Consider the following 25199-nt stretch of genomic DNA (forward strand, 5'->3'; position numbering starts at 1 on the left):
GTTTGTTCCATCGTATATGTTTTTTTGAGATCGGTTAAAAATGTCAATCTATCACATGATTTATTTTCGTGCCTTTTTTTGCAGTTGATATAACATATTCATCGCTTCTAGAGGGGTTAAAGCGAATAAATCTATGTCTTTTAACTCTTGTACCACTTTTTCATATTGACTTTTATGTTTAGAAACTAGCTTCTCTTCTTCAGTAAAGAAAGACAATTGTCCTGTACCCTCAACAGAAGCAGCTTGTTCCGCCTTCACTTTGACTTCAGATTTAGCCTCCATGTTTCCTTCTAGTTCTTTTAAAATTTCACTAGCCCGAGTAATTAAACTATTAGGTAAGTTTGCAAGCTTAGCTACATGGATACCGTAACTTTCGTCAGCAGGTCCTTCTTTAATTTGATGGAGAAATACAACATTTCCTTCATGCTCTTCCGCTCTAACATGAACATTTTTTAAGTGAGATAACGTATTAGCTAGATCTGTTAGTTCGTGATAATGTGTTGAGAATAGCGTTTTTGCTTGGATATGATTATGAATATATTCAATGATCGCCTGCGCTAAAGCCATCCCATCATATGTGCTTGTCCCTCTCCCAATTTCATCAAATAAAATCAAGCTTTGCTCAGTCGCATTAGTGATCGCGTGATTTGCTTCGAGCATTTCCACCATAAATGTACTTTGACCAGCAACTAAATCATCTGCCGCACCAATTCGCGTGAAGATTTGGTCAAAAATTAAAAGTTGAGCCGATTCACAAGGTACAAAACAACCTATTTGTCCCATAATAACAGTTAATGCCAATTGACGCATATAAGTGCTTTTCCCTGACATGTTCGGCCCTGTTATTAGCAAAATATGATTTTGTGCATCTAAAGTGATATCATTAGGTACAAAAGTGCCATCATCCATCACTTGCTCAATCACTGGGTGCCTACTCTGTTTAATTTCTAACTTTTGTTTATCAAATGTAGGGCGAACATAATTGTTAGATTCACTCACAGTTGCAAACCCTTGTAGCACATCTACATAACTTACTTGTTCAGCTAAACGTTGCAATTCTGGGATGAAAACTTTAATTTGTTCACGAATTCCAATAAAAAGTTGATATTCCAATTCGACGCTCTTTTCTTCTGCTTCTAATATAAGCTGCTCTTTTTCCTTTAATTCTGGTGTAATATATCTCTCTGCATTTGTTAATGTTTGTTTTCTTTCATAACGCCCTTCAGGAAGTAAATGCAAGTTAGCTTTCGTTACCTCAATATAATATCCAAACACACGGTTATAACCGATTTTTAATGATTTAATACCGGTTGCTTGTTTTTCTTTTTGTTCCAGTTCAGCAATCCACTGCTTTCCATTTCTTGATGCATCTCTATATGTATCTAATTGCTCGTTATAACCGTCTTTAATAATGCCGCCTTCTTTAATCGAAATCGGCGGATCGTCTACGATACTTGCCTCCAGTATATCTATGATTTTGGGTTCTATATATAACTGGTCTGCTAATTTATAAAGTTCCGGCTGAGAGAATTGTTGTAAAAGTTGTTTCAGAACTGGAATCCTTTGTAGCGAACTCTTTAGTTGTTGTAAATCACGTGCATTGACATTACCAAAAGCAATTCGTCCCGCAAGCCTTTCTAAATCATATACCGATTTTAACGTTTCTCTTATTGCATCTCGTTCCATAAACTGTGCATAAAAGCCTTCAACAATTTGAAGCCGTTTTTCAATTTCCTGCGCGTTTAAAAGTGGGCGCTCTAACCATTTTTTTAACATTCTCGATCCCATAGCTGTAACGGTTTTATCGAGGACCCATAGTAAACTACCATACTTTTCTTTTTTCATTAACGTTTCCGTAAGTTCTAAATTCCGCTTTGAATACATATCTAATGATAAGTGATGTTGTAGTGCAATAACTTGTGCTTGTTGCATATGATCAAGCGAACGCTTTTGTGTGTGTTGAACATAATTTAGTATTCTGCTAAAAGCTGTTAATAGTCTTTCATCATCAATGTTTTCACATAAACTACGGTATTCTGCATTAAAGGTCACTTCATCCTGATAAGATAAGGTAACATGTAGCCTCGATTTTAACTGCTTTTGTAATTCCTCGGGCAATTTAGAGGAAACAACAATTTCTTTAATCGGTTGATTATATAATTCATGAATTACCCCGTCCCACCCATGTTCAATTAAAGCCAGTTGGTTTTCACCTGTCGACAAATCACTATATACTATTACATAGCTACTATCAAAATGAGACAAACTGGCAATATAATTGTTTTCTTTTTCATTTAACATAGCTTTTTCCATAACCGTCCCAGGTGTAATTAATTGAATCACTTCCCGTTTTACTACACCTTTAGCTGTTTTAGGGTCTTCTACTTGCTCACAAATTGCAACTTTATAGCCTTTTTCGATTAAAATCTTGATGTAATTCTCCGCGGAATGATAAGGAACCCCGCACATTGGAACAGGATTAGGACTGTTCGAATCCCGTTTTGTCAGCGTTATTTCTAACTCTCTTGCGGCTTGAATAGCATCCTCAAAAAACAGTTCATAAAAATCACCTAAGCGAAAAAACAAGAACGCATCCTTATAAGATTTTTTTATATTTAAATATTGCTTCATCATTGGTGTTTGTTTTGCCATGTTTGTTCCTCCAAAAAAACCGTAAATTATTCTTATGTCATTATAGCATACAATTAGCAGTACTTTCGATCATTCAAGTAAGAGTCTTTAATCGTATAAACCTGAAAAAAGGTTGCATATCATTAAGACCGAGACAGCCTTTACGGCGATGAAACGACGTCATTTTGCTTATACGATAGAGCCAAATTTTTACACTTTTCTATATCGAAAAAAAATTACGAGGAAGGTTTCTCCTCGTAATCCGGTTAATCTTTATTTAAGAAATCTGGTTCTACTTCTTCCAATTCGTCATCTGTAAGTTCTACATCCCAAACTTCATCTTCGTCATCATCAACATATTCACGCTTTGGATCCACACGAACCGCAACTTTTGTATCGCCGATAATCTGGACAATAAATTCCCTTTCAATCTCTACTACTATTTTATGCCCTTTGTTTTCAATTGTACAATTTAAGCAATTCGGCTGTTGAACAACTTTGGCTATTACATCAAAGTCATCATTTAAGCAGTTTTCATCTTTTATCGATAATGGTACTTTATCGCTGTAGGTAACCCTCTCGGTAATAGCTTCTGTTTTTGTGTTGTCATTATACGAATACCAAATGTTAATTTCATAACTTCCATTTATCTCTACAGTATCTTGTGATTTTTTCTTTGCATTATACAAATGGTTAATAACCCAACAACCTAAAATACTTGAAGGTCTATGTGATGGTGTAACGGAATGGGTTGCTTGTGAGAACTTACGACCTTTGCCACAAACCGCTTTCGTTATGATCTCTCTATATTCTTTATCTAAAAAAGACATAATTACCTATACCTCCTCTTTTTTCATAGTCAGTTTATGCAAGACAAATACCTAAAGTGCATAATGAAAAGAAAAATAGAAAAGGAAGTAAGAAAAAACGAACAGCGTTAACACCAACTTGTCGCTTTAACTGAGAGATAAAACTCTAGTTGGACGTTTTAAGTGCAGTGGCTGTAGAAATCAAGTAACAGATAACAGTACTTTACATTTTTCACTAGCAACCCACGGACGGATTAAAACTTATTTACTAATGGCTACAACCTAATTTTGTTCTTATTTTCGAACCTGTTTCTCCAGTTAAAACATCTCCACCTGTAGATTCAATTACTTGATTGGTAACTTCTCTTGCAATGGTAGCAGTAATTAACTGTAAAACATCATTAACAACAACTTGTATTTCTTTAAACTCCTGTACAACAGGAATTCCATCAATTTCTGATTGAAAAATATCCAGTTGTTCCTCTACTTTTTTTAGAGCTTCATGTTTTTCATAAGCTTGTAAATTAACAGCTTGCTTTTGTAATGCTTTAATCTTTGTTATTAATTGTTGTACTTTTTTATTTTCATTAATTTTCGCTTCCACTTGCTTAAAATGTTCAATTTCTTCTGTGTTTGCTAACATATTCGCAAGTTTTTTCGCTTCATCCAGCACCTGTTTACGTGTATACTCTGCCATTGTTATTCCACCCCTATTGTATTTTCAATCATAACACCGTCTAAAGACCATGTTTTAGCTTCTGTAATTTTTACGTCTACAATCTGCCCAATTGCAGACTTTGGTCCTTTAAAGTTAACGAGTTTATTTCTTTCCGTATACCCCGCTAGAACTTCTGGATCTTTTTTGCTTTCACCCTCTACAAGTACTTTTACGACTTGATCCTGATACGTTTTCATAGACGCAGCAGACTGCCTATTGACAAGCTCATTTAAGCGATATAGTCGTTGCTTTTTTACCTCTTCTGGAACATTATCTTTCTTCCTAGCTGCAGGAGTCCCTTCACGTGGTGAATAAATAAAGGTATAAGCTGCTTCGAAACCCACTTCTTCCATTAGAGTCATCGTTTCTTCAAACTGCTCTTCCGTTTCATTTGGAAATCCAACAATAATATCTGTCGTTAACGTTGCATTCGGCATCGCTGCACGAATTTTCCTAACGAGTTCTAAATACGATTCTCTCGTATATTTCCGATTCATTTTCTTCAAAATTTCACTACTGCCTGACTGGACTGGCAAATGAATATGATCTAACAGATTTCCTCCTTTTGCCAATACTTCAATTAAGCGATCATCAAAATCTCTAGGATGAGATGTCGTAAAACGAATTCTTGGGATATCAATTTTGCGAAGTTCATCCATTAAATCACCTAAACCGTATGTCATGCCGTCTAAATCTTTTCCGTAAGCATTTACGTTTTGCCCTAATAAGGTTACCTCTTTATAACCTTGAGCAGCTAAATGTCGAACTTCTTGGATGATATCTTCTGGAAGGCGACTTCGTTCTTTTCCACGCGTCATTGGTACAATACAATACGTACAGAACTTATCACAACCGTACATAATGTTAACCCATGCTTTTATTTTTCCTTTTCGTGCTTTTGGAAGGTTCTCAATGACGTCGCCTTCTTTAGACCACACTTCAACAATTTTTTCTTTACCAAACATTGCTTCTTTCACAAGATGTGGTAACCGATGTATATTATGAGTACCAAAAATCAAATCCACATGCTGGTGTTTCTTCAATATCCGATTTACCACAGACTCTTCTTGGGACATGCAACCGCAAACACCAAGGATTAAATCTGGCTTTTCTCGTTTTAACGCTTTTAAATGTCCAATTTCACCAAATACTTTATTCTCAGCATTTTCTCTAATTGCACAAGTATTCAACAAAATAATATCAGCAGCATTTGTTTCAGAAGTAGATATATAACCCATTTCGGTAAGAATTCCAGCCATTACTTCCGTATCATGCTCATTCATTTGGCAACCATATGTACGAATTAAAAACTTCTTCCCTTCCCCGATATTTTCCATGTCTTCGGGAATAGAAAAATCGTAATGGACATTCACTTTATCTCTTCCACGTTTACGTGCTTTATTTAGATTTGGTGGTTCATAAGTTGTTTTGAAATACTTGGAAATTAAATCTTCACTAGAAGTGTTTTTAATACGCTCCATATTATCCATACTGGATTTTACGTCCGTTGGATTTGTTTCCTTAATTTGTGCTTGTTGCTTACGCTGTTGCTCGTTCATAATGATCTCCTTTCATTTTGTGTAAACCACAATAACCTTTTATGGTCATGAATACTCACTTTATCAGATGACTTATTTGTTTACATTCATTTATTATAAATGCTATATTCGAAATAAACAACAGTTGGCCTTTTGAGATTCCAGTTATCTATTGGTTAGGAAGATTTAGACAAAAGAATTTTAGCTGCTTGCCAATAACTTATAAGAGATTTGTATACCCCATTTTTTCTGAATTCTCTCTCACTTCAATCTACGGAACATAAATTTATATAGACCAATGACTACAAATTTTTGTAATAAAAATAGTGTTGCGTAAGTACGCAACACTTAATTAAAATATCTCATATTAAAAATTATCTGGGCTCTACAATTAATTTAATTGCTGTACGCTCTTCTTCATCAATTAAAATATCTGTAAAAGCTGGAATACAAATAAGATCAACCCCACTTGGTGCAACAAATCCTCTAGCAATCGCTACCGCTTTAACAGCCTGGTTTAATGCACCAGCTCCAATAGCCTGAATCTCCGCTGAGCCACGTTCTCTTAACACATTCGCAAGTGCACCTGCTACTGAATTTGGATTTGATTTTGCTGACACTTTTAATACTTCCACCACTAGTACCTCCTTCATTTAAACTATTCTAGTTCTACTTATACTATATTCTTGGAGATGTTAGCTTATTACCCTTATTATGCATTAATAATTCTTAACATTCAAATAAACTATCTTTAACATTTTTTCAATTACAGTTTATCCTCATAATTCTAGCTTGAATAGAAACAAACCAATATTGTTATGACCCTATGCATTTTATTTATGGAAAATGCGACATACTAACCTTACATAAATGGATGATCTTCATTAATTAGAATACGCTCGATTTTATGGGCTTTTCCTGTTTTCGTATCAATGGTTACAACACAACCATTTAATTGCGCCCTACCCTGTTTTGGTACTTCAAAACGAACTGGCATAGATGTTAAAAAGCGTTGAATAACAGCTTCTCTTTCCATTCCCAAAATACCATCGTAAGGTCCTGTCATGCCAACATCTGACAGATACGCTGTACCATTTGGTAAAATACGCTCATCCGCTGTTTGTGTATGCGTATGTGTGCCAATAACAGCGCTCACTCGTCCATCCACATACCATCCAAATGCTTGTTTCTCACTTGTTGCCTCTCCATGAAAATCAACAAATATAATGTTTGTACGTTGCTTTGCTTCTTTTATTAATCCATCTGCTACGGAAAAAGGGTCATGAATTGGTGGCAAAAAAGTTCTTCCTTGCAAACTAATCACAGCAACTTCAATTCCATTAATATTTACATATACGATGCCTTTACCCGGATTGTTAGTTGGAAAATTTGCTGGACGAATCATTTTGTTTGCGTTATCAATGAAATCATAGATTTCCTTTTTATCCCATGTATGATTTCCCATTGTAACTACTTGCGCGCCCCATCCTAGTAGCTGCTTATAAATCTTTTCTGTAATCCCTTTACCTGAAGCAGCATTTTCACCATTTACTATCGTAAGGCTAGGTCGATACTTTTCTTTTAATTTTGGCAAATAATATTGGACCATGTCTCTGCCAGGAGAACCAACAACATCGCCAATAAATAATATTTTCATTGCTTGTCTCATCCTATCTATTTTCGTATCACTAGTTTTTCATATTCATTAATGAATGTCAAAAATAAAAAGCAGTCCGAAGACCACTTTTTATTTAGCATATTCCACTGCTCGAGTTTCTCGAATTACTGTAACCTTAATATGTCCAGGGTAGTCCAGTTCGCCTTCAATTTTCTTACGAATATCTCTTGCAATTCGAACGGATTCTACGTCGTCAATTTCATCTGGTTTTACCATAATTCGAATCTCTCTTCCAGCTTGAATGGCAAATGATTTTTCTACACCTACAAACGACTCGGAAATTTCCTCCAGTTTTTCTAAACGTTTAATATAATTTTCCAACGTTTCACTTCTTGCTCCAGGCCTCGCCGCAGATAATGCGTCAGCAGCAGCTACAAGCACTGAAATAATGGAAGTAGGTTCTTCATCGCCATGGTGTGAAGCAATAGAATTGATAACAACTTCATGCTCTTTGTACTTCACAGCAAGTTCTTTACCAATTTCCACGTGACTTCCTTCTACCTCATGATCAATGGCTTTCCCTATATCATGAAGCAGTCCAGCTCTTCTTGCCAACATTTCATCTTCATCAAGTTCAGCAGCAAGCAAACCAGCTAGATAAGCTACTTCCGTGGAATGTTTTAACACATTTTGTCCATAGCTTGTCCGATATTTCAAACGTCCAAGAATTTTAATTAAGTCTGGATGTAAGCCGTGCACTCCCACCTCAAACGTTGTCTCTTCACCAATTTCTCGAATATGATTATCCACATCACGCCTTGCTTTATCGACCATCTCTTCAATGCGAGCGGGGTGGATACGTCCGTCCTGAACGAGTTTTTCTAAGGCCAAACGAGCTGTTTCTCTTCGTATAGGATCGAATCCTGATAGTATAACTGCTTCTGGAGTATCATCAATAATCAAGTCAATTCCTGTTAACGTTTCTAAGGTTCTTATATTTCTTCCTTCTCGCCCAATGATACGCCCTTTCATCTCGTCATTAGGAAGGTTTACAACCGATACTGTGGTTTCAGCAACGTGGTCAGCAGCACAACGCTGCAGAGCTAACGATAGGATGCTTTTAGCTTTTTTATCTGCTTCTTCTTTCGCACGATTTTCTGCCTCTTTAATAATTAGAGCAGATTCATGAGCAACTTCTTGTTCTACACGCTCTAAAATAATTTGTCTAGCCTGGTCTGTTGTATACCCTGAAATGCGTTCAAGCTCAGTTTGCTGCTCTTGTATCATAGCTTCCACTTTGCTTTCCATTTCTTCAATTTGTTGTTGTTTGTCTGCTAACGACTGTTCTCTTTTTTCTAAATTAAGTTCTCGCTGATCTAACGATTCACTTTTCTTGTCCAAATTTTCTTCTTTATGCATCAGACGATTTTCTTGTTTTTGTACTTCGTTTCTTCTCTCTCGAAGTTCATCTTCTGTTTGCTGCCGAAGTTTATGATTTTCATCCTTCGCTTCAAGAAGGGCTTCTTTCTTTGAAGCTTCTGCATTCCGGTGTGCTTCATCAACGATTTGTTTAGCAAGCGTTTCGGCACTCGAAATTTTTGCTTCAGCAATAGACTTACGAATCAGATAACCAACAACAATACCGACGATTAGGATTACAAGCAAAATGGAGATGAGCATTAGACTGTCCATGATTTCACCTCCTCTTGCTATAAAGTTGTACATCAATTATTGTCGGCATGTAAAAGTTTCAATGCGTTAAATAACCATATAATATATCATATAGATGATAAATTTATACAAATTTAATTTTAATTGTGTATGGAGAGAATGTCAAGGAAACGTCACAACTTCATACAATATGTTGGTAAATAATGCTATGAAACATACAACTAGCTATTGCGATTACTATTGTCTTGAGAAGTGTACATATCGCTACGTAATAGATGTTTTAGTAGCTTTTGGTTAAATAGTTCAAGAGGTTAAGAATTAATTAAATAGAACTTTTGTCATAGCATTAAAATGTTCTCTTTGCGGTTTATGCTACCCTCCTGTTATAGGAAAATAAAAATCAAAACCACCTCTTGCATTTAGCAAAAGGTGGTTAGTAGATTACACATCTAAACTTTCTTGATTAAACTCTTTTGTTTCTTCTTCGTCTGGTTGATCATCCAAATTATAATGCTGCCTAATTAATGCGTGAATTTCAGCCTGCATATCTGTGTTTTCTTTCAAAAACTGCTTGGCATTTTCACGTCCTTGGCCAAGTCTTTCTTCATTATAAGAGTACCAAGCACCACTTTTTTGAACAATATCTAAGCTAGAACCAATGTCTAGTATTTCGCCCTCTTTAGAAATACCTTCTCCATACATTATATCTACTTCTGCTTGTTTAAATGGCGGTGCCACTTTGTTTTTTACAACTTTAATTCTTGCCTTGTTTCCTACCATATCATTTCCTTGCTTCAACGACTCAGCACGGCGAACTTCAAGGCGTACAGATGAGTAAAATTTTAGCGCACGACCTCCAGGAGTCGTTTCCGGATTACCAAACATAACCCCCACTTTTTCACGAATTTGATTAATAAAAATAGCCGTAGTCTTCGATTTGTTAATAGCACCAGATAGTTTTCTTAATGCCTGTGACATTAAACGAGCTTGAAGCCCAACATGCGAATCTCCCATTTCACCTTCAATTTCAGCTTTCGGAACGAGTGCAGCAACGGAATCAATAACAATAATGTCAACAGCGCCACTACGAACTAGGGCTTCTGCAATTTCTAAAGCTTGTTCTCCTGTATCTGGTTGTGAGAGTAATAACTCTTCAATATTCACGCCTAAAGCACGAGCATATGTTGGATCAAGTGCATGCTCTGCATCTATAAATGCTGCTTGTCCTCCCTGTTGCTGCGCTTCTGCTATAGCGTGTAAAGCTACGGTCGTTTTACCAGAAGATTCTGGCCCATATATTTCAACAACTCTCCCTCTTGGGTACCCACCAATTCCAAGTGCTACATCTAAAGCTAAGGAACCGCTAGGTATCGTTGCGATTCTTTGTTCAGCTTGCTCCCCTAATTTCATAATGGAACCTTTTCCAAACTGCTTCTCTATTTGTTTTAACGCTGCATCTAAAGCTTGTTTCTTATCACTCAAAACGTCGCCCTCCTTTAATCATCTACTAATATCATACATGCTTTTCGTTTAATTGCCAAGCAAAAAGACGAATAAATGTTCTCATCATTAAATTGAAAAACAACTACAAAATTAAATTATAGGCTTTTATGAAATTATAAAAACAAAACAAGCCACACCACTCTACAGCAAAATACTATTTTAGTGTTTGATATAGTAGTTCAAACCCTTTAAGAACTGTTTTTCTTCGAATAGCATTCCTGTCTCCTGGGAATAAAAACTTCCTAGTAACAAATGTACCATTGTCGTTATAAATAGAAATATAGACTGTACCAACTAGCTTTCCTTCCATCTCAGTGGGGCCAGCCACACCAGTAAAAGCTATTCCTATAGTAGATGAGAATTTAGCAGCTGCTTGCTTTGCCATTGCTTCAGCACATTCTTCGCTAACTGCTCCATTTGTTTCTAAAATCTCTTTTGGCACATGTAACGTATTTTGTTTTGCTGTATTTGTATAAGTAACCATGCTACCTTGAAAAACATTTGATGAACCAGGGACAGTCGTGATTTTTTCTGCAAACGCTCCGCCAGTCAAACTTTCTGCAGCTGCAACCGTATATTGCTTCGCTAATAATAAATCCACAACTTTTCCTTCTAATGTTTCATGATCTTCACCATACGCGTATTGCCCTACACGTGAAAAAATTTTCACTTTCGTTTCTTGTAACAGCTGATCTGCCTTTTGAAGCGAATCACTTTTGGCTGTTAATCGAATAACAATACCTTCTTCTTGCGCAAGAGGAGCAATTGTAGGATTTGTTTGTTCGTGAATAATATCCTGTAGTTCATGTTCCAGCTTTGATTCACCAATACCAGTAAATTTCAGTAAAACAGATTTAATGATCTCTTTTTTACCCAGAAGTTTTTGTATGGATGGAATCATGTATTCTCTTACTAAAGCTTTCATTTCTTTTGGAACACCCGGGAGAAAAACCCATGTGCAACCATCATATGTTAACTTCATTCCAGGAGCCATTCCTACAGGGTTCATCCAAACTGTTGCTCCTTCAAATACTCTCGCTTGTTTTGGATTATTTGGAGTCATCACTGCCTGCTGCTTTTCAAAATATGCTCGTATTTTACACATGGATGGTTCATGCTCCACTAGAGGAATAGTACTCAATTGCTGAAATGCTTCCCTTGTTAAATCATCTTCTGTTGGTCCCAGACCACCAGTAACAATAACAATATTTGAACGTTTTTGAGCCATTTCAAATGTTTCACGTACACGTTGTAAATTGTCCCCAACAACTGTATGGTGGTACGTGTTAACACCTTGGTTAGCTAACTGCTCAGAGAGCCATTGAGCGTTTGTATTTGCAATTTGTCCAAGTAAAAGTTCAGTACCAACAGCAATTATTTCAGCTTGTAATTCCTTACTCATTTCGAATCCCTCATCACATGCCAATTTTTAATAAAGTAGTCTATGCCAGATAATATTGTAAAGAATAAACTTATATATAGCATGATTTCCCCAAAAGGAAAGCTTATATATGAAAACGGAAAATTATGTAATAACAAAACAGTGATAGCGACCATTTGCGTTGCTGTTTTTATTTTCCCCATATTACCAGCTGCTAGTACTATACCTTCTCCAGAAGCAACAAGGCGAAGCCCTGTAACTGCAAATTCACGACTAATAATAAGAATAACGACCCATGCTGGGGCAACTCCCATTTCTACTAATATAATAAAAGCGGCGGATACAAGCAGTTTGTCTGCAAGTGGATCAAGAAACTTCCCTAAATTTGTAACAAGGTTATATTTTCTTGCGTAATAACCATCCACCCAATCCGTTCCAGCTGCAATTATAAACAATAAAGCAGAAATGAAATGAGATATTGGCAATGCTGTTTCTCCTATTTGCCAGCTTCCCCATGAAAATGGAACACTCATAAGAATGATGAAAATAGGAATTAAAAAAATACGTGATAATGTTAGCTTATTTGGTAAGTTCATTACAATTCCTCCTTCGAAAAACTTGGCTCCTCCAAATCTTTATGACGAAAAAAGCCGTTATTTTTCTTATTGTCAACCCTAAAAAATTATAGTTTAGTATAAAATGATTGACCCTTCCCAAAAAGTTGAAAGGAAGGGTCGATGATATTTATTCAGCTTCTTGTTTTAGTTCCACCCAAATATTTTGTCTTACGTTACTTGGATCAACAGGATATTCCATTTCTTTACCATTTATTGTAATGGTTAGCACAGATGCATTGCCAATTTTAAAGAATACGCGTTTTTTACCAGTAAGGTCTAATTCAAGTGGCGACTGCTCGGAATTAAACATATTTTCCTCAAAAAGGACATCTTCTTCATCATCCTTCACACCAAGCCAAGTATCGTCTGAAGCTTCTAATGTAGCTTTTACTTTATCACCTGTATAAGAGAATGCAACTGTTGATTCTGGTGTATTACCTGTTCCTTCTTCTATTACAGTAAATTCAGGCTCTTTTGCTTTTTCATTTGTTTCTTCTGAATTTTCATCATTACCATCTTGATCTTCATTATCTTGATCTTCATCTACAGTATTTTGATTAGCTTCATCGCCACCACTATCGTCTTTAATTACAATATCATTGCCTTTTCCATCATCCTGATTCACAGGATCTTTACTTTCTGTTCCAGACATGTTCTGGACAATAAAGAAAATAGCGACCGCAATAATACCAATAATAAGTAAGCCAACAATTATTGTAGGAAATAAGGAAAAAATAGATGTACTTTTTTCCTGACTTTTACGTGAACGTTGTATACGTGAGTATTGTTCTTCTGTAGGCTCCTCTGTTTTCGGCACTTCTTCTTTATATTCTTCCATCAGTTCATTTGGGTCCAATCCAACAGCATTTGCATATTCTTTCATAAAAGCTCTAGCATAAAATTTACCTGGAAGAATTTGCAAGTTCCCTTCTTCAATTGCTAGTAAATATCGCTTTTGAATTTTTGTAATTTCTTGTAGCTCTTCTAAAGAAAGATTCTGAGCTTCCCTTGCTTCTTTTAGTCTTGCTCCGATTTGCATTTCCAACACCATCCATTTTAGAAATCAAACATTGAAAATTCATTTTCTTGACTGAACTGTCTTGATTCAACAGGCTCATACGTAATTTCTTCTTCTTCATGACTTCTTAGTTCAATAATGTAATCAAAATCCTCTATTTTATATTCTGTCATTTGTACAAACGCATCTGGATGTTCTACTACTTTGACAGCAGGTAGCTGCATTACTTCTCTAATCAACTGCCAATGCTGCTCGTTTGCACGCCGAGTGGATACAATGCCATCAATAATATAAACATTATCGGGATTATACTCACCTTCAATAAGCTTGCTCCGCACTGTTTGCCTTAATAAGGTACTGGAAACAAATAACCAACGTTTGTTTGCACACACACTTGCAGCTACTACCGATTCTGTTTTCCCTACTCTTGGCATACCACGGATCCCTATTAATTTATGACCATCTTTTTTATACAACTCTGCCATAAAATCAACAAGCAAGCCTAAGTCATCGCGAATAAAACGAATTGTTTTATGATCGTCTACATCCCGATATATGTATCTACCATGGCGTACAGCCATTTTATCTCTAAGTTTTGGCTGTCTTAACTTGGTTACTTTAATGGTTTCCATCGTTTGTAAAATTGACTTGAGTCGTGTTATATTTTCGTCATATTTAGATAAGAGTAGCATACCACGCTTTGCGTCCTCGACCCCATTAATCATAATAATATTAATTCTTAGCATCCCAAGTAAAGACGATATATCACCAAGCAAGCCTGGTCGGTTAATTTGAATTTCGTATTCAAGATACCATTCTGTTCTCGTCATAAAATGCTCCTTTATAAATAATAAGGTTTTCAACTGTTTATAGAAATACTTGATTACTCTAGAAGTATTAATGGCAGAGGCTCTTATTCTATAAAATTAAAATAGTTATTAGAAAATAAAACTAAGCTATGTACAATAAATATATTTGATTATCTACTGAATATTACCAACCCTTAAGTCTTAATGAACAAAAGCGCAAGCGCCCGGTTAGCAACGTAGCGACTGGAACGAATCAACGAAAGTTTTAGGAATCATGCTCCTGCAACAGGAGTATGTCGGCACCCTCCGGCAAGCCCGTCTTTAGTCGGCCTTCCTATTTAGAACGAACCGATGATGACTTATCGTAAGGCAATAGAGTGAAGTCGCCTAATTGCTGGGCGCTGGAGCCGGACGTGGCTAAATAACTTAGTTAGTTTATCCACAACTGCAAAATTTTATAAATTCCTAGACTATAAAAAACTCCAAGTATAAAAACACTTAGATAGCCTTTCATTGTACTTAAACCACATGCAATAAACTTTAATGCATTTTAAATTATTAATCATTACAGTTTATATAATTATATCATAAAGCATTTTTTCGTACGTGAAAAGGTTAGAGGTAAACTATATCATATTTATCTTAACAGAACCATTGGTGATTGACAAAATAATTTTTTTATAAAATGCTGCTTCCATTCAGTAAGGTTTTCTTTCATCCCCCGCCGATTATTTAGCAGCCCAAAAAGGTATGATTTAAAGATATCTTACGAAAAAGGAATTTAGGTGCTGCTATCTTCCGCTTAGACTTTCCAGTTCACACCTTCGTAGATTCAAGATAAACAAAAATCTTATATGTGCATCCTGTCTTCGTAAAATAAATAAGTATCGTACACCTATTTGGCCAATAAAGTCTGCCACGCTACATTAACGAAGCGTGGCAGACCATTGAAATTTCATATAGACTGTTCACATGTTACATTTAGTTTCCTTGGTTTTGAACATATTTAATCATCGTATTAGCTAATACTTGCTGTTCTTCATCAGAAGCTGAATTCCATAAGTCACGTAGTACAGCCTCTTCTTTGTTTTTAGCATCAACGTGCTGTGCTAAATAATCACCAATCTCATGAGCAATATTTTGAACTGTTTCATTACTCATTCCTTGTTGTTGTGCTTGTGTAAGCTTATTGGCTAAAAAGCTTTTCCATGAATCAAAATTATCTAGAACGGACATCTTTTTTCCTCCTTCCAATATATACATGCATAGTATTTGAGAGATTTTAAAGATTATACATATTGGATAGAAGAAAAGTTACCAACCGCCTGTTACATCTAAAATTGCGCCTTGTATATAGCTCTTTTCACTATCTAATAGAAAAGTTACTACAGAAGCAATTTCTTCTGGCTTACCCGCCCTGTTCATTGGAATTTCAGATAAAATGGATTTTCTTTCTTCGTTACATAAATGATGATTCATCTTTGTTTCAATATAACCTGGGCTAATGGCGTTAACCGAAATCCCAGAAGGTGCAACTTCTTTTGCAAGTGCTTTAACAAAGCTATTTTGTGCACCTTTCACTGCAGAATAAACGACTTCGTTACTGGCACCTTGTTCTCCCCAAATCGACGTTATAAATAGAATGAAACCTGCCTGTTTTGCAATCATATCCGGAAGAAGGTGTTTAGTAATAAGCCAAGGCGATTTAACATGTAACTGAATCATAGCATCCATCGTTTCCTCGTTAGTATCTTGAAACAAACCGTAATGTGCTTTCCCGCTTGCAAAGACTACTCCATCAATAGAGAAGGATAAACTTTGCATCAACTGTTCACAAGATCTATTTTTACTTAAGTCTGTTTGATACGTCGCTAAAATAGATTCAGGATATGCGTCACAGAGTTCATCAATGACTCGTTTGTTTGTATAATAATGGAGTATTAATTGGTAACCATGTTGTAATAATTGTTCAGCTATTGCTGAACCGATATCTCCACTAGCCCCTATTAGAAGAATGTTTCTTTTCATTGCAGCTTACTCCGCATCGATCGTACAAACTGATAACCGTTCTTCCTCTATCCAAGAATACATAAACTGCTTCGCATCCTCCAACGTTAACTCTCGAACAACTGAAAGTAATGTAAAGAAGTCAATACCTAGCATATGGTAATGTGTATAAGCGTTTGCTATGTTCTCTAAGCGGTTCATCATACGTAGCAGCTGACCTATTTTCTTCTTCTTTATACGCTGGAATGTTTCTACATTTAGATTCGCTTCCTGGATACCAAGTAACATGGATTTTAATCGTTCGGAAAACTGTTTTGGGTCTTTCGTATTACTACCAATTAATACATATCCAAAATCTCGATCAATATTTGATTCAAAAAAGAAACTATCATCAATTAGATTTTCATTATAAAGTTCCTCGTAAAATGGTCCGCCTTTTGAAAAATAATAGTCCAATAACATATCCTGAAGTAAATCTTCTATTAGAAGCTCATCTTTAGACAGTTGCTGATTAACACGTTTTATTCCTAGCGTACATTTAGGAATCGAGACAGGCATAGTTATTCGCTTTTCTCGCTCTGCTACCTCATTTGGCTCATTCGGGAACTTCCGTTTTAACTGCTCCATCTTGGCAAACTGTTTTTTGTCTTGATTCTCTCTAATTAACTGCCCCATTTTTTCGGGGTCAAAGTTTCCAGCAATAAATAAAACCATATTCTCAGGATGATAAAAGGTATGGTAGCATGTATATAAATCTTCTTTTGTGATTTGGTAGATCGATTCAACTGTCCCTGCAATGTCTACATTAATTGGGTGATTTTGAAACATTGCTTTAATCGTGCCCATAAAAGCTTGCCAATCAGGCTGATCATCATACATCCTTATTTCTTGAGCAATAATCCCCTTTTCTTTCTCTACGGATTCATCTGTAAAATAAGGATGTTGCACAAAATCAATAAGTGTTTCTACATTTTTCTCAATTTGATCAGTGGCTGTGAAAAGATACGCTGTTTTCGTAAATGAAGTATAAGCGTTCGCAGAAGCGCCTTGTTTAGAAAAGTCATGAAATACATCCCCTTCTTCACTTTCAAAGAGCTTATGTTCTAAGAAGTGAGCTACTCCTTCTGGAACAGTAATTACTTCATCTTTACCTATAGGCGCAAAATGCAAATCAATGGAACCATAGTTCGTCGTAAACAAAGCATGTGTTTTTGCTAGTTCTGGTTTCGGTAATAAAAATACGGTTAATCCATTAGCTAATTTCTCCGTATATAGCGTTTCATCAATATCACTATATATGTGCTTATTCATGACTATCTCCTTTCTCTGCTGTTAATAAATAAGTTGTGTCTTCTTGCAAGCGTTTAGCAACAGCAACAATCTCTTCTTTTGTCACCTTATTCAATTGTTCTACAAAATGAAGAGGAGTAATTTTTTTGTTTGCTAAAACTTGTTGATATAAAAATTCAATTGTTCCTTGTGGACTGTCGAATGTCTCTAATAGTTGGTTAGTAATAACAGCTTTAGCTTCCGCAATATTTTGCGATGTAAAGTCCCCTTGCTTCATTGCTTCCATCTGTTTTTTTATAATGTCTCTTGCCTTTTCAAAATCTTCTGGAGCAATACCACTAAAAACAAACAATAATCCTTTATGGCTTTCCATACGAGAAGCAGCATAATAAGCAAGACTATTCTTTTCTCGAACATTAATAAACAATTTTGAACTTGGAAATCCACCGAAAATCCCATTTAGCACATGAAGAGCATAATAAGCAGGCTCTCCAAACGTAACGTTTGTGCGATAACCAATATGTAATTTTGCTTGCTGAACCTTATCTGTTTCCACAATTTCTTTTGGTATAACATCTGTTTTGCTAACATGGCGTTCATTTAAATCCTTATGCTTTAATCTTGGTTGATTTTTGTTTGCTTGTTGAAAAACTTTCTTTATCGTCTTTTCCATATTTTCCTCTGAAAGATCTCCTTGCACATAAATATCAATTTGATCGTTTGCAACTACTTGTTGGTAGTAAGAAAAAAGAGAAACTGGAGTTATTTTTTCCAAGTCATCTAAATAACCATGCACATGAATTGCATAAGGCTCGCCTTTACACATTTCATCAATTAAACGAAGGTTAGCGTAACTCATCTTGTCATCTTTTAAGCTCAGGTTTTTTTGTTTTAAGGTCTCCTTCTCTCGTGTGAATATAGACTTATTAAAGCCTTGGTCATCAACATTTGGATTAAATAAAACATCATAAAGCAACTGTAAGCCTTCCTCGAATACAGAAGAATCTCCTGCTAAAAACTTCTGATTGGCAATATCTAGTCGCACACTAATAATATGGTTTTCTCCTTTTTTGGCGCCGTCTATAGAAAGAGAAGCTCCGTATAAGTCATCTAACTTTATTTGCAGTTCTTGTTTAGATGGGTATTGTTTCGTACCTTGTTTTAGTACATATGGCAACAAAGCTCTTTTGGTAATCGTGTCCCTATCTAAAGGTGCACGCAGCTTTAAAACAACAGTCAATGTTTTATACTTTTGATTAGGAATATAATGAACATTAAAGCCGTTAATATCTTTTATGTTTTCCTGAATTTCTTGCATGGTAATCCTCCCTTATATAGACTTTTCATTTATTCTGCTCACATTTATCATTCGTCATCCATTATAAAGCAAAAAAAACTCGCTTGCGACTTTTTTTACACAAACAGAGCTTGCTTTTTACCTTTTTGAAAAAACTTAGCTATCACCAATTCATTATGGCGATAGCCGTGGTTTCGCTTATACTATAATCCATAAAAATTTTATATTTTTGTATGAATACACCGCCTTCAAGTTCTTTTCATGATAGACGGTGGGTTGGGGTCTTGAGCAAACCATGATGGCTTCCTATAATATTAATTAAAATATTCACCCGCATGAATTTCTTTGTGGCGTTACAACTATGCTTGTATTTATTAAAGGATATGAGCAAGCAAGTTTTTAGCGATTCCCCTTAATATAAGGCACTCCATTTGCTTTTGGTGCTTCTGCACGACCGATAAAACCAGCTAATGCTAAAATAGTTAATACGTAAGGCGCTATAAGTAAAAATACTTGCGGCACATCTTCTAAAAGCGGAATACCTCCACCAATAACACTTAAGCTTTGAGCGAACCCAAAAAACAAAGCAGCGCCCATTGCACCGAGCGGGTGCCATTTTCCAAATATAACGGCTGCTAGAGCCATAAATCCTTGTCCTACAATTGTTGCATGCGAGAAATTGAAAGCAATCGTTAAAGCAAATACTGATCCACCTAAGCCACCCATGGCACCAGAAATAATTACAGCGATGTAACGCATCTTATAAACATTAATACCATTTGTGTCAGCAGCCATCGGATGTTCACCTACTGCACGTAGACGTAATCCAAACGGTGTTTTGTATAAAATATACCACGACACGAAAGCAAGGAAGATAGCTACATAGGAGGTTGGGTAAATTCCTTGAAAGAAAACAGATCCAATTAAAGGAATATCTGCTAAAACAGGAATATCTGTTGTATAAAATGGTTGCGTCACCATATCTGTTTGACCTTTATCATACCACTGCTTTGTTAAGAAAATGCCTACTCCTAAAGCTAAAAAGTTAATTGCTACACCACTAACTACTTGATCGGCATAAAAAGTGACGGAAGCTAAGGCATGAATGATGGCAAAGATAGCACCAACACCCATAGCAACAAGAATAGATACCCATGGCGTCCAAGCACCGAATACGTCAGCAAAGGTGAGATTGAACACTATACCGACAAATGCTCCCATCACCATTAAACCTTCCAAGCCAATATTAACGACTCCTGAGCGTTCACTAAATACTCCGCCTAAAGCAGTAAAAATAAGTGGAGCTGAATAAAAAAGCGCAGTTGGGATTACAGATTGTAATAATTCCATAAAACTCAATTATTTTCCCTCCCTTTTAAACCGTAATATTATCCAGCGAATGAGATAGCTTGAGGCGACGAAGAATATAATTAGAGCAATGATAATATCTACCAGCTCATTTGGAACTCCAGCTTGGGTTGGCATATTTAACGCCCCTACTTTTAAAGCTCCAAATAAGAATGCTGCAAGAACAACACCAAATGCATTATTTGCCCCTAAAAGTGCTACAGCAATTCCATCAAAACCGATATTGGAGAAACCAGAACTCGCAGTCATATTACCGTACGTACCTAACCCCTCCATAGAACCTGCTAATCCAGCAAATAAGCCAGAAATAACCATAGCCAAAATAATATTACGTTTTACACTCATACCTGCATACTTCGAAGCATGTTTGTTATAGCCTACAGACTTTAGTTCAAAACCGAGTTTTGTCCGTTCAATGATAAACCACATGGCAACTGCTGCTAGTATTGCTATGAATATGCCATAGTGCATTCTGGAAAAATAAGTGGTATTTGCTAACCATTCAGAAGCTAACGAGGCAGTCGGAGCAACCATATCTGTTTTATCTGCGTTTTCCGTTAAAATGCTGCGGATGATGGCATTAGAACTATAAAGGGCAATATAGTTTAGCATAATCGTTATGATTACTTCGTGTACTCCCAATCCTGCTTTTAGCAAGCCGGGAATAAATCCCCATAGCGCTCCAGCAATTGCGGCCACAAGTAAAGCTAGTGGTAGGTGAATATACATCGGAGCGTCTATTGTTGTGCCTACCCAAACAGCTGCTAACCACCCAACAATGACTTGCCCTTCAGCCCCAATGTTAAATAAGCCAGCGCGAAATGCAAATGCAACGGCTAAGCCTGTAAATATGTAAGGCGTTGTCTGGCGAATAGTCTCACCAAAAAAATATAAATCACCGAATGCTCCTTTAAATAAAGCAATGTAACCTTGTATAGGATTATAGCCGAAAAACAACATAATCAAAGCCCCAGCAAAAAGACCAATGAGAACAGAAATAATTGGTACAAGGATGTTAAACCATTTATTTTCCATCACGATTCTTCACCATCCTTTACATGACCGCTCCCAGCCATTAATAAGCCTAATTCCTGTTCACTTGTTTCTTCTGGCTTTACATCTGCTACAATTCCCCCATCATAAATAACAGCGATTCGATCGCTAACGTCTAGAATTTCATCTAATTCAAAAGAAACTAATAAAATTGCTTTTCCTTTATTTCGCTCTTCTATGAGCTTTTGGTGAATGAATTCAATTGCCCCAACATCTAAACCTCGTGTCGGCTGAGCAGCGATTAATAAATCAGGAGATCTATCAACTTCTCTAGCTATTATAGCTTTTTGTTGATTACCACCAGACAACGCACGCGCTTTTGTGTGCGGAGAAGGTGTGCGAACATCATACTCCTCTATTAGCTGTTCTGCTTTTTGCAAAATTTGCTTATAATTTAATACTTTGAATTTAGAATATGGTCGTTTATAATAAGTTTGTAAAACGAGATTTTCAGCAACAGAATAGTTTAACACAAGCCCAAATTTATGTCTATCTTGAGGTATATGGCCGACACCGCTTTCTGTTACTTTACGAGGAGACAGATTTGTAATTGGTTTTTCATTTATAATAACACTCCCGCTATGCGCTTTGCGAAGACCAGTAATTGCTTCAATTAATTCACTCTGTCCATTCCCATCAATACCTGCAATACCTACAATTTCTCCAGCACGTACGTTTAAATTTAGCCCTTTTATCATGTCTACTTTTCTGCTATCTTTTACAAATAGATTATCAATTTTCAGAACGGTTTGTTTAGGTTCAGCTGGTTGTTTGTTCGTTTGAAAAGATATATCTCTACCAACCATTAAAGAAGCCAACTCTGTAACAGTTGTTTCTGCTACGTTTACGGTACCAATACCTTTACCTTTTCGAATGACGGTACAGCGATCACAAATTTCCATAATTTCTTTTAGTTTATGCGTAATTAAAATGATAGATTTTCCTTCTGCAAGTAAAGTTCGAAATATTTCCATTAACTCAGCAATCTCTTGCGGTGTTAAAACAGCAGTTGGCTCATCGAATATAAGCACATCTGCTCCACGATAAAGCGTCTTTAAAATCTCCACACGTTGCTGCATACCTACAGAAATATCACTTATCTTTGCCGTTGCATCTACTCGAAGACCATACTGATCAGACAATTCTTGCACTTCTCGCTCTGCTTGCTTTAAATTAATTTTCCCTTTGTTTGTTGGTTCAATACCGAGAATAATATTTTGGGTAACAGTAAACGGTTCGACTAACATAAAATGTTGATGCACCATACCGATTCCTAAATTGTTAGCAATATTAGGATCGGTGATCGATACTTTTTTACCCTTCACTCGAATTTCTCCTTCCTCAGGTTGATATAACCCAAAGAGGACGTTCATCAAGGTTGATTTTCCTGCACCATTTTCCCCCAATAAGGCATGGACCTCTCCGCGCTTTAATTGGATGGTTACATCATCATTAGCAACTACTCCCGGAAATTCTTTTCTTATATGCAGCATTTCGATCACATAATCTTCCAACTACATCACTCCTTTACTACAAAAACAGTTTCTCCTTAAGAGCCTGAGCTTGCTATTCATCATCTTTCGAGTAGGATTCAACATTTCATTGTCTAGACTTATATTTCTTAAAGATTAAAGAGGCTGGCTGACTCCAGCCTCTTTTTTTACAACGACTTTTCAAATTCTTCTAGATCTTTTCGCGTTTGCGGTACATCTACTTCTTCGTTAATGATTTTTTCTTTCCACTCATCAACAGCTGAAGCAATTTCTTCTGTGTAAGCCTCCTCATTTGTGTCAGCAAGATAGACACCATCGTCTTTTAAAGCGAATTCCAATATTTCACCGCCTGGGAAATCCCCATTTAAACCCAGATTACTTACTTCTTGAACAGATACGTCCACTCGCTTTACCATAGATGTAAGTGTTACATTATCTTCACCTATTTTCCCTTCTTCATGCTGATCGCGATCTACACCAATCACCCAAATTTCATTATTAGGATCGTTCTTTTTCATATCTTTTGCTTGATTAAATACGCCATTTCCAGCTGCACCTGCTGCATGATAAATAATGTCTCTATCGTCACCATACATCCTTGTAGCAATTAGCTTTGCATCATCAGCTGAACTAAAATCACCAACATATTGAATGTCCACTTCAATATCTGGATTAACAGATTTTGCACCTGCAACGAATCCAACTTCAAATTTAGTTATCAAATCAGAATCCATGCCGCCGACAAAACCAAGCTTGTTTGTTTTGGTTTTTTTAGCAGCTGCAACACCTGCTAAAAATGATCCTTCATTCTCCGCAAATGTAATGCTTGCAACATTAGGAGCTTCCACAACGGTATCGACAATGGAAAAATTTGTATCAGGATTTTGTTCTGCTACTTTTGAGATCGCATCTTCTAGTAAATATCCAACACCAAAAATCAAGTTATAGCCATCTCTTGTTAAACGAGTAAGGTTTGGCAAATAATCTGACTCATCATTAGACTGTGCATAATCATAACCGTTTCCTTTTGATAGTCCATGTTCTTCTCCCCATGCTTGTAGCCCTTCCCAAGACGATTGGTTAAATGATTTGTCATCAACTCCCCCTTCATCTGTTACCATTGCGACGGAATAATCCGTAGACCCTTCGTTTTCTTCTGTTTTTTTACCATCATTTCCACCACTTGATTTATCTTCATTATTAGAACCACCACACGCAGCTAAAACTAAACCAAAACTAATAAAAATTGTTAGTATTAAAATAAGCTTTCTACTTTTCAAAATAATAGCCCCCTCTTTTATTTTTTGTTTCCGACAACGATTTATCACACTATATTCGAGCGCACCACCTCCTTGTTTTTTTGAAATCGCTTCCATTTTATTGCGAACGTCGTTTTACGTACGTTTACGTAAAACATGAAAGCTAAACATATCGGAGCGAAAATAGTTTGCTGAGTATAAAACCGCTTCATCTTCGGAAGTATAGTGCATTTGCCTAAGCAACAATAATGTTTGTCCTTTATGGCAGTTTAAAGTCTTATAAATGCGTTCATGATAACCAATTGGCTCAATATATGTCACGGCATAGGCAACCCTTTTATTAGCGTAATCCTCCATTAATTTAAAAAAGGAATCTGCTTGTTGGATACTTTCTACCGGAATGATCTTTTCAGGAATTTTATCAACGCAAAATACAACTGGTTCCCCGTTGGCTGTACGAACGCGCTCAATTTCAACTAATTGCTCTACAACATGAGGAGCAAATCGACTCTTTTCCTTGTCCGTTGCTTCTCTTATATCTGTGAATAAATATTCTGTTCCGGCTTTTTTCCCTGATTGCTCAATCATGTATGTAACACTTGTAAGTTGTTCAATACCAGAAGAAAATACAGGCTTAGGGTTTACAAATGTACCAACACCGTGTTTCCTAGTAACAATATTATCTTCTTCTAATATTCGGAGTGCTTCTCTTAAAGTTGCACGAGAAACCCCTAGCACCTTGGATAATTGAAATTCTGATGGGAGCTTTTCATTCTCCTTGTACGTGCCATTATGAATATCTTTTTTTATTTGATCAATAACTTGTAAATATAAGTGCCTTGAATCATGCTTAATAGACAAACTTCATCACCCCAAAACTGTATTCCCGATTAGATATCTGACCTCTGACATTCTACTAGTTTATAATTTCATCATAGCATGAATAGATTTAGAAAGAAATACCTTTTCATCAAAATTCAACAATTATATAAAACTAAAAAATAAATGGCGTGTGTACTAAAGGTTAATGATTCTGTGGAACATAGAATTATGTCATTGAAAAGCATTGATTTTTCTTCTACGTGCAATTCTTTGAACAGCAACTTGTAAAACCAATCA

21 protein-coding genes are annotated in these 25199 nt (G+C 36.2%); all 21 read right to left on the minus strand.

Annotated elements, in window-relative coordinates; translation table 11 throughout:
- Nucleotides 1-60: 60 nt before the first annotated feature.
- The 21 genes from mutS to BUB45_RS02675 all read right to left on the minus strand — a co-directional run bounded on the left by mutS (nucleotide 61) and on the right by BUB45_RS02675 (nucleotide 24941).
- The gene (mutS, locus tag BUB45_RS02575; RefSeq protein WP_073004918.1) at nucleotides 61-2652 is read right to left on the minus strand and encodes a DNA mismatch repair protein MutS; all 2592 of its coding nucleotides are present in this window, start codon (nucleotides 2650-2652) and stop codon (nucleotides 61-63) included.
- A gap of 245 nt (nucleotides 2653-2897) precedes the next feature.
- Nucleotides 2898-3461 carry an outer spore coat protein CotE gene (locus tag BUB45_RS02580; RefSeq protein ID WP_073004920.1) on the minus strand — a complete coding sequence of 188 codons (564 nt, stop codon included), beginning with the start codon at nucleotides 3459-3461 and terminating at the stop codon, nucleotides 2898-2900.
- A 247-nt stretch (nucleotides 3462-3708) separates the two neighbouring features.
- Nucleotides 3709-4137, minus strand: coding sequence for a YlbF/YmcA family competence regulator (locus tag BUB45_RS02585; protein WP_073004930.1), 429 nt, complete (start codon nucleotides 4135-4137; stop codon nucleotides 3709-3711).
- A gap of 2 nt (nucleotides 4138-4139) precedes the next feature.
- Nucleotides 4140-5717, minus strand: a complete 1578-nt coding sequence (miaB, locus tag BUB45_RS02590; RefSeq protein WP_073004932.1) for a tRNA (N6-isopentenyl adenosine(37)-C2)-methylthiotransferase MiaB — start codon at nucleotides 5715-5717, stop codon at nucleotides 4140-4142.
- Between the two features lie 353 nt (nucleotides 5718-6070).
- Complete coding sequence (locus BUB45_RS02595) at nucleotides 6071-6331, minus strand: stage V sporulation protein S (RefSeq protein ID WP_073004934.1); 261 nt, start codon at nucleotides 6329-6331, stop codon at nucleotides 6071-6073.
- A gap of 227 nt (nucleotides 6332-6558) precedes the next feature.
- Nucleotides 6559-7353: a TIGR00282 family metallophosphoesterase gene (locus tag BUB45_RS02600; RefSeq protein ID WP_073004936.1), complete on the minus strand. Its 795-nt coding sequence runs from the start codon at nucleotides 7351-7353 to the stop codon at nucleotides 6559-6561.
- Between the two features lie 90 nt (nucleotides 7354-7443).
- Nucleotides 7444-9006: a ribonuclease Y gene (gene rny / locus BUB45_RS02605; protein ID WP_073004938.1), complete on the minus strand. Its 1563-nt coding sequence runs from the start codon at nucleotides 9004-9006 to the stop codon at nucleotides 7444-7446.
- A gap of 420 nt (nucleotides 9007-9426) precedes the next feature.
- On the minus strand, nucleotides 9427-10467 hold the full coding sequence (gene recA, locus BUB45_RS02610) for a recombinase RecA (RefSeq protein WP_073004940.1): 1041 nt from the start codon (nucleotides 10465-10467) through the stop codon (nucleotides 9427-9429).
- Nucleotides 10468-10642: 175 nt separating this feature from the next.
- The gene (locus BUB45_RS02615) at nucleotides 10643-11890 is read right to left on the minus strand and encodes a competence/damage-inducible protein A (protein WP_073004941.1); all 1248 of its coding nucleotides are present in this window, start codon (nucleotides 11888-11890) and stop codon (nucleotides 10643-10645) included.
- Nucleotides 11887-12465 carry a CDP-diacylglycerol--glycerol-3-phosphate 3-phosphatidyltransferase gene (gene pgsA, locus BUB45_RS02620; protein WP_073004943.1) on the minus strand — a complete coding sequence of 193 codons (579 nt, stop codon included), beginning with the start codon at nucleotides 12463-12465 and terminating at the stop codon, nucleotides 11887-11889. The genes BUB45_RS02615 and pgsA overlap by 4 nt, the downstream gene beginning before the upstream one ends.
- A 148-nt stretch (nucleotides 12466-12613) precedes the next feature.
- On the minus strand, nucleotides 12614-13537 hold the full coding sequence (locus BUB45_RS02625; protein WP_244527644.1) for a helix-turn-helix domain-containing protein: 924 nt from the start codon (nucleotides 13535-13537) through the stop codon (nucleotides 12614-12616).
- Nucleotides 13538-13542: 5 nt separating this feature from the next.
- Nucleotides 13543-14334: a YmfK family protein gene (locus BUB45_RS02630; RefSeq protein WP_073004946.1), complete on the minus strand. Its 792-nt coding sequence runs from the start codon at nucleotides 14332-14334 to the stop codon at nucleotides 13543-13545.
- 960 nt (nucleotides 14335-15294) lie between these two features.
- The gene (locus BUB45_RS02635) at nucleotides 15295-15549 is read right to left on the minus strand and encodes a DUF3243 domain-containing protein (RefSeq protein ID WP_073004948.1); all 255 of its coding nucleotides are present in this window, start codon (nucleotides 15547-15549) and stop codon (nucleotides 15295-15297) included.
- Between the two features lie 78 nt (nucleotides 15550-15627).
- Nucleotides 15628-16341 (minus strand): elongation factor P 5-aminopentanone reductase, encoded by a 714-nt coding sequence (gene ymfI / locus BUB45_RS02640; RefSeq protein ID WP_073004950.1) that lies wholly within the window; start codon nucleotides 16339-16341, stop codon nucleotides 15628-15630.
- Nucleotides 16342-16347: 6 nt separating this feature from the next.
- Entirely contained in the window at nucleotides 16348-17631 is a 1284-nt protein-coding gene (gene yfmH, locus BUB45_RS02645) for an EF-P 5-aminopentanol modification-associated protein YfmH (RefSeq protein ID WP_073004952.1), read from the minus strand.
- On the minus strand, nucleotides 17624-18928 hold the full coding sequence (gene yfmF, locus BUB45_RS02650) for an EF-P 5-aminopentanol modification-associated protein YfmF (RefSeq protein ID WP_073004954.1): 1305 nt from the start codon (nucleotides 18926-18928) through the stop codon (nucleotides 17624-17626). Before yfmF ends, yfmH begins: the two co-directional genes overlap by 8 nt.
- A 378-nt stretch (nucleotides 18929-19306) precedes the next feature.
- Complete coding sequence (locus BUB45_RS02655; RefSeq protein WP_073005698.1) at nucleotides 19307-20257, minus strand: ABC transporter permease; 951 nt, start codon at nucleotides 20255-20257, stop codon at nucleotides 19307-19309.
- Nucleotides 20258-20266: 9 nt separating this feature from the next.
- The gene (locus BUB45_RS02660; protein ID WP_280157303.1) at nucleotides 20267-21313 is read right to left on the minus strand and encodes an ABC transporter permease; all 1047 of its coding nucleotides are present in this window, start codon (nucleotides 21311-21313) and stop codon (nucleotides 20267-20269) included.
- Nucleotides 21310-22821 carry an ABC transporter ATP-binding protein gene (locus BUB45_RS02665; RefSeq protein WP_073005700.1) on the minus strand — a complete coding sequence of 504 codons (1512 nt, stop codon included), beginning with the start codon at nucleotides 22819-22821 and terminating at the stop codon, nucleotides 21310-21312. The genes BUB45_RS02660 and BUB45_RS02665 overlap by 4 nt, the downstream gene beginning before the upstream one ends.
- A 167-nt stretch (nucleotides 22822-22988) precedes the next feature.
- Nucleotides 22989-24101, minus strand: a complete 1113-nt coding sequence (locus BUB45_RS02670; RefSeq protein ID WP_073004967.1) for a BMP family lipoprotein — start codon at nucleotides 24099-24101, stop codon at nucleotides 22989-22991.
- A 114-nt stretch (nucleotides 24102-24215) separates the two neighbouring features.
- The gene (locus BUB45_RS02675; RefSeq protein WP_073004969.1) at nucleotides 24216-24941 is read right to left on the minus strand and encodes a GntR family transcriptional regulator; all 726 of its coding nucleotides are present in this window, start codon (nucleotides 24939-24941) and stop codon (nucleotides 24216-24218) included.
- Between the last annotated feature and the right edge of the window lie 258 nt (nucleotides 24942-25199).

The organism is Virgibacillus chiguensis, from assembly GCF_900129865.1.
In the GTDB taxonomy this organism is placed as follows: Bacteria; Bacillota; Bacilli; order Bacillales; family Amphibacillaceae; genus Virgibacillus; species Virgibacillus chiguensis.

Excerpts from the sequence above, each read along its gene's own strand:
- mutS (WP_073004918.1), bottom strand. The coding sequence starts at position 2,652 with ATGGCAAAACAAACACCAATGATGAAGCAATATTTAAATATAAAAAAA.
- BUB45_RS02580 (WP_073004920.1), bottom strand. The coding sequence starts at position 3,461 with ATGTCTTTTTTAGATAAAGAATATAGAGAGATCATAACGAAAGCGGTT.
- BUB45_RS02585 (WP_073004930.1), bottom strand. The coding sequence starts at position 4,137 with ATGGCAGAGTATACACGTAAACAGGTGCTGGATGAAGCGAAAAAACTT.
- miaB (WP_073004932.1), bottom strand. The coding sequence starts at position 5,717 with ATGAACGAGCAACAGCGTAAGCAACAAGCACAAATTAAGGAAACAAAT.
- BUB45_RS02600 (WP_073004936.1), bottom strand. The coding sequence starts at position 7,353 with ATGAAAATATTATTTATTGGCGATGTTGTTGGTTCTCCTGGCAGAGAC.
- rny (WP_073004938.1), bottom strand. The coding sequence starts at position 9,006 with ATGGACAGTCTAATGCTCATCTCCATTTTGCTTGTAATCCTAATCGTC.
- BUB45_RS02615 (WP_073004941.1), bottom strand. The coding sequence starts at position 11,890 with ATGAGTAAGGAATTACAAGCTGAAATAATTGCTGTTGGTACTGAACTT.
- pgsA (WP_073004943.1), bottom strand. The coding sequence starts at position 12,465 with ATGAACTTACCAAATAAGCTAACATTATCACGTATTTTTTTAATTCCT.
- BUB45_RS02625 (WP_244527644.1), bottom strand. The coding sequence starts at position 13,537 with ATGGTGTTGGAAATGCAAATCGGAGCAAGACTAAAAGAAGCAAGGGAA.
- BUB45_RS02630 (WP_073004946.1), bottom strand. The coding sequence starts at position 14,334 with ATGACGAGAACAGAATGGTATCTTGAATACGAAATTCAAATTAACCGA.
- BUB45_RS02635 (WP_073004948.1), bottom strand. The coding sequence starts at position 15,549 with ATGTCCGTTCTAGATAATTTTGATTCATGGAAAAGCTTTTTAGCCAAT.
- ymfI (WP_073004950.1), bottom strand. The coding sequence starts at position 16,341 with ATGAAAAGAAACATTCTTCTAATAGGGGCTAGTGGAGATATCGGTTCA.
- yfmH (WP_073004952.1), bottom strand. The coding sequence starts at position 17,631 with ATGAATAAGCACATATATAGTGATATTGATGAAACGCTATATACGGAG.
- yfmF (WP_073004954.1), bottom strand. The coding sequence starts at position 18,928 with ATGCAAGAAATTCAGGAAAACATAAAAGATATTAACGGCTTTAATGTT.
- BUB45_RS02655 (WP_073005698.1), bottom strand. The coding sequence starts at position 20,257 with ATGGAATTATTACAATCTGTAATCCCAACTGCGCTTTTTTATTCAGCT.
- BUB45_RS02665 (WP_073005700.1), bottom strand. The coding sequence starts at position 22,821 with ATGCTGCATATAAGAAAAGAATTTCCGGGAGTAGTTGCTAATGATGAT.